At 70.4% G+C, this 8,916-nt stretch carries 6 protein-coding genes and 2 pseudogenes; 4 read left to right on the top strand and 4 right to left on the bottom strand.

The features are described 5' to 3' along the window. On the bottom strand, positions 1-1,579 hold a 1,579-nt coding region (locus ACWJ6R_RS23910), incomplete at its 3' end, for an SPFH domain-containing protein (RefSeq protein WP_449064378.1). 194 nt (positions 1,580-1,773) lie between these two features. Here ACWJ6R_RS23910 and uvrB point away from each other — a divergent pair. Further along, complete coding sequence (gene uvrB, locus ACWJ6R_RS23905; RefSeq protein WP_449064377.1) at positions 1,774-3,885, top strand: excinuclease ABC subunit UvrB; 2,112 nt, start codon at positions 1,774-1,776, stop codon at positions 3,883-3,885. 60 nt (positions 3,886-3,945) lie between these two features. Here the strand turns inward: uvrB and ACWJ6R_RS23900 are convergent, their stop codons facing one another. From ACWJ6R_RS23900 to ACWJ6R_RS23890, 3 genes are all read right to left on the bottom strand, one after another. After that, a complete protein-coding gene (locus ACWJ6R_RS23900; protein ID WP_449064376.1) occupies positions 3,946-4,527 on the bottom strand; it encodes a Uma2 family endonuclease in 582 nt (193 codons plus the stop codon). A 66-nt stretch (positions 4,528-4,593) separates the two neighbouring features. Beyond that, positions 4,594-5,214, bottom strand: coding sequence for a hypothetical protein (locus ACWJ6R_RS23895; RefSeq protein ID WP_449064375.1), 621 nt, complete (start codon positions 5,212-5,214; stop codon positions 4,594-4,596). Between the two features lie 200 nt (positions 5,215-5,414). Then, positions 5,415-6,128 carry an acyltransferase gene (locus ACWJ6R_RS23890; protein WP_449064374.1) on the bottom strand — a complete coding sequence of 238 codons (714 nt, stop codon included), beginning with the start codon at positions 6,126-6,128 and terminating at the stop codon, positions 5,415-5,417. Positions 6,129-6,282: 154 nt separating this feature from the next. Here ACWJ6R_RS23890 and ACWJ6R_RS23885 point away from each other — a divergent pair. From ACWJ6R_RS23885 to ACWJ6R_RS23875, 3 genes and pseudogenes are all read left to right on the top strand, one after another. After that, positions 6,283-7,952, top strand: a pseudogene (locus ACWJ6R_RS23885) (CTP synthase). Further along, positions 7,949-8,578, top strand: a complete 630-nt coding sequence (locus ACWJ6R_RS23880) for an NUDIX domain-containing protein (RefSeq protein ID WP_449064373.1) — start codon at positions 7,949-7,951, stop codon at positions 8,576-8,578. The pseudogene ACWJ6R_RS23885 and the gene ACWJ6R_RS23880 overlap by 4 nt, the downstream one beginning before the upstream one ends. A gap of 12 nt (positions 8,579-8,590) precedes the next feature. Further along, a pseudogene (locus tag ACWJ6R_RS23875) lies at positions 8,591-8,916 on the top strand (site-specific integrase); the annotation flags it as partial.

Genomic DNA, 8,916 nt, shown 5'->3' with positions numbered 1-8,916 from the left:
GGGCGGCGTCCGGGGCGCCGCCCCGCGCCGCGGTCCCGACGGCGACGGGGGCGGCGGGATCGGCGGGCGGGTTGAGCAGGGCGGATATCTCCGCCTCCCGCTCGCCGACGCGGCGGCCGATCTCGGTGATGCGGGAGCGGATCGCGGCCATGTCCTCGGCGGAGAACAGCGCCGTCTCGCGCCCGCCGACGAGCTGCTGGGCCAGGGCCAGCAGGTCGACGTCGATGTGCTCGCCGACCTGGACCACCCGGGGCAGGTGGGCGGCGACCGACTCCAGCTTGTCGAGCAGATCCTGCTGGAAGCGGTAGTCGAGGATCTCCGGCGCCTCGGCGGCGCTCAGCGCCCGGATGTCCAGCGCCTGCGCCTCCAGCAGCGCGGCGTTGGCCTTGGCGGTGGACTCCGCCTCGACCAGCCGCTGACCGGCCTGGGCCTTGGCCTGGTGGGTGGCGCGCTCCAGCGCGGTGTCCATCCGGGCCTGGTAGCCGGCGATCTCGGCGTGGATGGCCGAGAGCTGCTCCTGCAGCCCGGCGAGCTCCCGCACCAGGTCGCCCTCGTTCTGCTCCTTGCGCAGCTGGAGCTCGTACTCGTAGGTGTAGGCCTCCTTGGCCACCCGGATCATCTCCGGGGCGGCCAGGTCCATCCGGTACTCCTGGCTGGACGGCTCGGCGTGGGTGATGTTCACGTCGGTCAGCCGTACGGCGGGCAGGAACTGCTGGTTGAGGCTCTCCAGCATGCCGAGCGTGCTCTCGCCCACCAGGTCGTAGATGTCCTCGGCGCGCTGGGCGTAGATGAGGGAGCGGGTGACCTCGCTGATCGCGTTCTGCAGCTTGGCCTGGAAGCCGCCGACCGAGCCGAGCACGAAGATGAACTCGGCCGGGTCCTCGATCCGGAACTGCAGGAACAGGTCCACGCTGGCCTTGACGCCCTGCTGGGTCGGGGCCTCGCGGATGGGCGCGTTGAACGGGTACTCGCGGGTGGTGTTGACGATGTAGCTGACCCGCTTCCACGGGTTGAGCAGCGTCACCCGGCCGGGCTCGGCGATCTGCACGAGCTTGCCGAACTTGGTGATCAGCGCCTTGCAGCCCTCGGGGACCATGACCACGCTCCGGCGCCACCACAGGAACGCGGCGGCCAGGGCCAGCACCGCCCAGTAGTGCACGCCGAACAGCACCCGGGCGCCGTCCGGCAGCCCGGTGGCGACCAGGCCGGCCAGGCCGAGCGCGGCCAGCAGGACCAGCGGGAGGACCACCCGGGCCGTGGTGCCCTTGGGGATCACCACGGGGGAGATGACGTGGACGGCCTCGCCGTTCGGGCCGCGCTCGCTGAAGCTGCGGTTGACGATCTCCCCGGCCTCGTTCAGCGACGAGCCGCGGGCCTCGATGAGGGTGCCCACGGACGTGCCCTGGTCGCGGGCGGCCACGAAGTCGGAGGGGTTGAGCGAGAACCCCCTCTCCCCGGACTCCTGCCCGGCCCCCTGGCCCGGGGCCTGACCGGCCAGGCGGCCCGCGAACTGGCCCGCGACCTGACCGGCGACCTGGCGCGGGTCGCCTCCCTGCCCGATCGCCTGGGCCGCCGCCATGGCAGCCTGCCTGGCGGCCTCTCTTGGCCGGGACATCACACCTCCGAGGGGATCACGTACTAAAAATCGGACATATCGCTTACATCATGCCTGGTGGGCGCGGGCCCGCAGGACAGTGAACGGCATTCGGCTTGCGGTCCGCTTGCTGGACGGTTGAATAAGGATTGTCGGTGCCGCCGCCTACAGTGGGACAGGTGAGGCCGGTAACAGATTTGCAGCGCAAGGCGGCTCCCTTCAAGGTCGTCACGGACATGATCCCGTCGGGTGACCAGCCCGCCGCGATCGCCGAGCTGGAACGACGGGTGAAGGCGGGTGAGAAGGACAACGTCCTGCTGGGCGCCACGGGCACGGGCAAGACCGCGACGGTCGCCTGGCTGATCGAGCGGCTCCAGCGCCCCACCCTGGTCATGCAGCCCAACAAGACGCTCGCCGCGCAGTTCGCCAACGAGCTGCGGGAGATGATGCCGCACAACGCGGTCGAGTACTTCGTCTCCTACTACGACTACTACCAGCCCGAGGCGTACGTCCCGCAGAGCGACACCTACATCGAGAAGGACTCGTCGATCAACGACGAGGTCGAGCGGCTGCGCCACTCGGCGACCAACTCGCTGCTGACCCGCCGCGACGTGATCGTGGTCGCCTCGGTCTCCTGCATCTACGGCCTGGGCACCCCCCAGGAGTACGTCGACCGGATGACCCCGCTCCGGGTCGGCATGGAGGTCGAGCGCGATCAGTTGCTGCGCCGCCTGGTCGACATGCAGTACACCCGCAACGACCTCGCCTTCACCCGGGGCACGTTCCGGGTGCGCGGCGACACCATCGAGATCATCCCGAAGTACGAGGAGCTCGCCGTCCGGATCGAGATGTTCGGCGACGAGATCGAGAAGCTCTCCACCATGCACCCGCTGACCGGCGAGGTGATCTCCGAGGACGACGAGCTGTTCATCTTCCCCGCCTCCCACTACGTCGCCGGCCCCGAGCGGATGGCCACCGCGGTCCGGGGCATCGAGGCGGAGCTGGCCGAGCGGCTGGAGGCGCTGGAGCGGCAGGGCAGGCTCCTGGAGGCCCAGCGGCTGCGCATGCGCACCACCTACGACCTGGAGATGATGCAGCAGATCGGCACCTGCTCCGGCATCGAGAACTACTCCCGGCACATGGACGGCCGGGCCCCGGGCAGCGCGCCCAACACCCTGCTCGACTACTTCCCCGAGGACTTCCTGCTGGTCCTGGACGAGTCGCACCAGACCGTCCCGCAGATCGGCGCGATGTACGAAGGGGACGCCTCCCGCAAGCGCACCCTGGTCGACCACGGCTTCCGGCTGCCCTCGGCGCTGGACAACCGCCCGCTGAAGTGGGAGGAGTTCCTGGAGCGGATCGGCCAGACCGTCTACCTGTCCGCCACCCCGGGACCGTACGAACTGGGCAGGGCGAAGGGCGAGGTGGTCGAGCAGGTCATCCGCCCGACCGGCCTGGTGGACCCCGAGGTCATCGTCAAGCCGACGAAGTCGCAGATCGACGACCTGGTCCACGAGATCCGCACCCGCACCGAGCGGGACGAGCGGGTCCTGGTCACCACGCTGACCAAGAAGATGTCCGAGGACCTCACCGACTACCTGCTGGAGCTCGGCATCCGGGTCCGCTACCTGCACAGCGAGGTCGACACCCTGCGCCGCATCGAGCTCCTGCGCGAGCTGCGGATGGGCGAGTTCGACGTGCTGGTCGGCATCAACCTGCTGCGGGAGGGCCTGGACCTGCCCGAGGTGTCGCTGGTGGCGATCCTCGACGCCGACAAGGAGGGCTTCCTGCGCTCGGAGACCTCGCTCATCCAGACCATCGGCCGCGCCGCCCGCAACGTCTCCGGCCAGGTCCACATGTACGCCGACCGGATCACCCCGTCCATGGAGCGGGCGATAGAGGAGACCAACCGGCGCCGGGCCAAGCAGACGGCCTACAACGAGGCCCACGGCATCGACCCGCAGCCGCTCCGCAAGAAGATCGCCGACATCCTCGACTCGCTCAACCGCGAGGACGCCGACACCGCCCAGCTCCTCGGCGGCGGCGGGCGGCAGCAGTCCCGCGGCAAGGCGCCGGTCCCGGGGTTCGGCAGCAGGCAGGTGGGCCAGCACGCCAAGGCGATCGCGGGGGAGATGCCCCGGGCCCAGCTGGAGGAGCTGGTCGCCTCGCTCACCGAGCAGATGCACCAGGCCGCCGCCGACCTCCAGTTCGAGGTCGCAGCCCGGCTCCGCGACGAGATCAAGGAACTCAAGCGCGAGGTCCGCGACATGCGCGAGGCCGGGGTCTCCTGACCGGAACGCCGCCGCGTGGGTGAATCGCTCACCCGCGCGGCGGATCCGGCGGACACGGCTTCAGGCGCGGATGAACGTGCTCAGGTCCAGGTCGATGTCCACGTCGAAGCCGATGTGCGTCCGGAGCCGACCACGGTGGATCCCGGTGGGGACGTAGGCCTTCACCGCCGGTTCGAGCTCGAAGGTGTAGACGACGGCGCCCTTCTCCTCCTGCTCCACTCGCCAGAAGAATCTGATGCCGGCGTCGGAGTATTTGATGGGTTTGGTGGTCCTGTCGCGCTCCTCGGACTCGGGAGACACGACTTCGACTGCCAGGAGCACGTCTTCGGGCTTGAAGGTCGTCGTCCTCATGTTGGCCAACGCCGAACTGCGCACCACCATGATGTCGGGTTCGGGGCGTTGCCTGATCCCCAGAGTCACCGTCATCTCGCGGACGACGGTGAAGTCGTCAGGGGGCACGAGTTGCTGCTCGAAGCGTCTGAGCACGAACATGTGGAAAGCCGCCTGGGGCGACATCATGATGAGCGCTCCATCGATCAGTTCGACGTGCCGAGGCGCGTCGGGGGGAAGATGGTCGAGCATGTCGGCCGTCCACCCGCCAGGCGGGCCCGGGTAGAACCATTCAGGGAGTGCCGTGGTCATCGGTCGACCTCCGTGCAGTGGAGCAGGATCAGCGCGACGTGCTCATCCTGCCACAGAAAGCGACTGTCAGCGGGGCTCCTCCGGGCGGGCCCGGTCGATCATGGTGCGCTGGTAGAGCTCGTCGATCTGGTCCAGGGGATCGGCGATCGGGGCCTGGCGGCGGGCCTCGATCTCCAGGTCGGTGCGGCTCTGGATCTCCTCGATGCCGCCGGCGGAGTGCGCCATCTGGTCGTTGAGCAGGTCGGCGCGGATCCGCGCGCAGGCCGTGGTCAGCTTGGCGTGGTGCTCGCGCAGGCGGGCCAGCGTGGCGTGGTCGACGTAGGCGGAGACGCGGCTCTGCTGGGCGTAGCGGCTCAGCTGGGTGTCGAGCTGGTCGGCGTGCGAACCGATCTCGGCCACCAGCTGGGGCAGCTCGCCCAGGCCCCAGCCGCCCTGCAGGGCGTCGTCCACGGCCTGGCGGGTGATGGAGACCTCGCGGCGCAGGTCCAGCCGCATGCGCTCGGCCTCACCCGCGTCGCCGGGGTCCATCGCGGCCACGTGGGAGACCACCCGGGTCGTCACCTTCCGGGCCTTCTTCGTGGCCTTCTTGCCCACCTTGACCAGCAGGTAGATCCCGGCCCCTCCCAGGATGAGGAGGAACAGCAGGATCACCAGGGCGATGGTGATGATGGTGCTGATCGGAGCCACCTCCCGGTGGGGGTCGTTCGAGGTGATTCGAGCATATCCCGCATGTGCGCGGCTTACGAAGATCAGCCGGGACGCGCCCCGCCGCGGCCCGGCGCCGCGGGCATCGCATCCCCGTCATCGCTTCTACGGCTTCCAACGCTTCCGGGCCGTGGATCGATCCCGGCGGGCGCGACATTCTCGGGACGGTTCCCCGGCGGAGGTCAGCCGGTGCCCAGACTCTCGGGACTCTGGGGGAGGACGCCGAGGCTCTCCGGGACCGGGAGGCGCGCGGCCCCGCCGAGTCGCGGGGGCTGCCAGCCCTCGCCCGGGGTGTACTCCCGGACGACCCGGGCCGGGACGCCCGCGATGACGCTGTGGTCGGGGAACACGCCGCGGACCACCGCGCCGCCCGCGACCACGCACTGGCGGCCGATCCGGGTGCCCGGCAGGATGATCGCGCCGGTGCCCAGCCAGGAGCCCGCGCCGATGGAGACCGGGTTGTTGCGCGGCCACTGGCGGCCGATCGGCGTCTCGGGGTCGTCGTAGACGTGGTTCTGGTCGGTGATGTACACATACGGGCCGGTGAACACGTGGTCGCCGATGTCGATCGACTGGTGGCCCACGATGTGGCTGCCCCGGCCGATCGAGCAGCTGCCGCCGATCCGCACGATCGAGTCCGGTCCCAGGTCCACCCCGGGGCCCATGCCCGCGGAGATGGACACGCGCTCGCCGACGAGGGTGTGCTCGCCGATCTCGATCCAGGCCTCGCCGAAGATCGCCCCGACCGGGAACGCGATGCAGACACCCTCACCGAGACGGCGGAAGCGGTAGCCGGCCGGGTTGGCCGGGCTGACCGTGCCGGCCGCGCGGATCGCGCCCCAGCCACGGTGGATGAGGGTCCCGGCGGCACGCCGTACCACGTCTCGAAGCGACATAAGAGCCAAAATTACCGCTTGGTCACTTGCGGGCGGAACGGGGAGGGGGCGCGCGGGCGTGCCGGGGACGGGCTTTGATATTCTGAGAGCCCGTGGACCTGTAGGCCTCCCAAGAGGGTGCGCCGACTGATCTGTCACGACCACGGGAGACTCCTTGCGCAGCGCCGCACACACCAAGCATCTGTTCGTCACCGGCGGTGTCGCCTCCAGTCTGGGGAAGGGACTGACGGCCTCCAGCCTGGGACGCCTTCTCAAGCTGCGCGGCCTCCGGGTCACCATGCAGAAGCTCGACCCCTACCTCAACGTCGACCCCGGGACGATGAACCCGTTCCAGCACGGTGAGGTCTTCGTCACCGACGACGGGGCCGAGACCGACCTCGACGTCGGCCACTACGAGCGGTTCCTCGACACCGAGCTGCACGGCTCGGCGAACGTGACCACCGGCCAGGTCTACTCCAACGTGATCGCCAAGGAGCGCCGCGGCGAGTACCTCGGCGACACCGTCCAGGTCATCCCGCACATCACCAACGAGATCAAGGACCGGATCCGTCCATGGCCGGCCCCGACGTCGACGTGGTCATCACCGAGGTCGGCGGCACCGTCGGCGACATCGAGTCGCTGCCCTTCCTGGAGGCCGTCCGCCAGGTCCGCCACGAGGTCGGCCGGGACAACGTGTTCTTCCTGCACGTCTCGCTGCTGCCGTACATCGGGCCGAGCGGTGAGCTGAAGACCAAGCCGACGCAGCACTCGGTCGCCGCGCTGCGCAGCATCGGCATCCAGCCCGACGCGATCGTGCTCCGCTCCGACCGGCCGGTCAGCACCTCGATCAAGCGCAAGATCAGCCTCATGTGCGACGTCGACGAGGACGCCGTCGTCTCCGCGGTCGACGCGGCGAGCATCTACGACATCCCCAAGGTGCTGCACTCCGAGGGCCTGGACGCCTACGTCGTGCGCCGCCTCGGCCTGCCCTTCCGCGACGTGGTCTGGAAGGAGTGGGAGCAGCTCCTGCGCCGGGTGCACCACCCGGCCAAGGAGGTCACCATCGCGCTCGTCGGCAAGTACATCGACCTGCCCGACGCCTACCTGTCGGTGACCGAGGCGCTGCGCGCGGGCGGCTTCGCCAACGACGCCCGCGTCAACATCCGCTGGGTCAAGAGCGACGACTGCGAGACCCCCGAAGGCGCCGAGCGCGAGCTCGACGGCGTGGACGGCGTGCTCATCCCCGGCGGCTTCGGCGTGCGCGGCATCGAGGGCAAGCTCGGCGCGGTCCGCCACGCCCGCGAGAACCGCGTCCCGCTGCTCGGCATCTGCCTGGGCATGCAGTGCATGGTCATCGAGGCCGCCCGCACGCTGGCCGGCATCGAGGACGCCGGCAGCACCGAGTTCGACCCCGAGACCACCCACCCGGTCATCTCCACCATGGCCGACCAGGAGGACGTCGTCGCCGGCGAGCGCGACATGGGCGGCACCATGCGCCTGGGCCTCTACCCCGCCAAGCTCACCGAGGGCTCCCTGGCCCGCCAGCTGTACGGCAAGGCCAAGGTAGACGAGCGCCACCGGCACCGCTACGAGGTCAACAACACCTACCGCGAGCAGCTGGAGAAGGTCGGCATGGTCTTCTCCGGGCTCTCGCCCGACGGCCGCCTGGTGGAGTACGCCGAGCTCCCGACCGACGTGCACCCGTTCTTCATCGGCACCCAGGCCCACCCGGAGTTCCGCTCCCGGCCCACCCGCGCGCACCCGCTGTTCAAGGGCCTGATCGGCGCCGCCCTCGTCTACGCCGACGGCCGCGGCACCGTGGCCAGGGCGGGGCGCGGCAAGTGAGCGGCCGGGGATTCGGGGACGTCGCGGACGTCCCCGAGGAGTGGAAGGTCGTCTCCACCGTCCGGCGCTTCAGCGCCCGGGTCATCACCGGCGTGACGGACGCCGTCGTCATGCCCGACGGCGAGGTCGTCGACCGCGACTACGTGCTCCATCCCGGGTCGGTGTCCGTGGTCGCGCTCGACGACCAGGAGCGGGTGCTGCTGCTGCGCCAGTACCGCCACCCCGCCCGGCGCCTGCTCTGGGAGCTGCCCGCCGGCCTGCGGGACGTCGAGGGCGAGCCGCTGCACGTCGGGGCCGCCCGCGAGCTGGCCGAGGAGGCGGGCTACCGGGCCGGGACCTGGCACACGCTCGTCGACACCCTCGTCTCGCCGGGGATGTCGGACGAGCGGACCCGGATCTTCCTCGCCCGGGACGTGAGCCCGATCCCCGAGGCGGAGCTGGACTTCGTCCGCCGGCACGAGGAGGCCGACATGCCGGTGGTCTGGGTCCCGCTGGCCGAAGCGGTCCGGCGCGCCCTGGGAGGAATGATCCACAATTCCCAGGCCGTCACCGGTATCCTCGCCGCATACGCCGCCTCGGCGGACGGCTTCGCCTCACTGCGGCCCGCCGACGCGCCGGAGGCATGACGGGAGGACACCCTGAGCGAGACGGAGGCCGTGCTCTCCAGCTACCTCGCCCACCTGGCGGTGGAGCGGGGTCTGGCCGCCAACACCCTGGCCTCCTACCGCCGTGACCTCCTGCGCTATGTGGGCCATCTGAAGAGCCGTGGCCGCGTCACCTTCGGCGAGGTCGCCGAGGCCGACGTGGCGGCGTTCCTGACCGCGCTGAGCGAGGGCGACGCCGAGCACCGCGCCCTCGCCGCCGGTTCGGCGCGCGAGCGGTGTCCGCCGTGCGGGGACTGCACCGCTTCGCGTTGCGCGAGGGCGTCTCCGGGCACGACCCCGCCGGCAGGGTCCGGCCGCGC

It is taken from the genome of Planomonospora algeriensis, from assembly GCF_977012225.1.
This window is presented reverse-complemented; position numbering and strand designations above follow the sequence as displayed.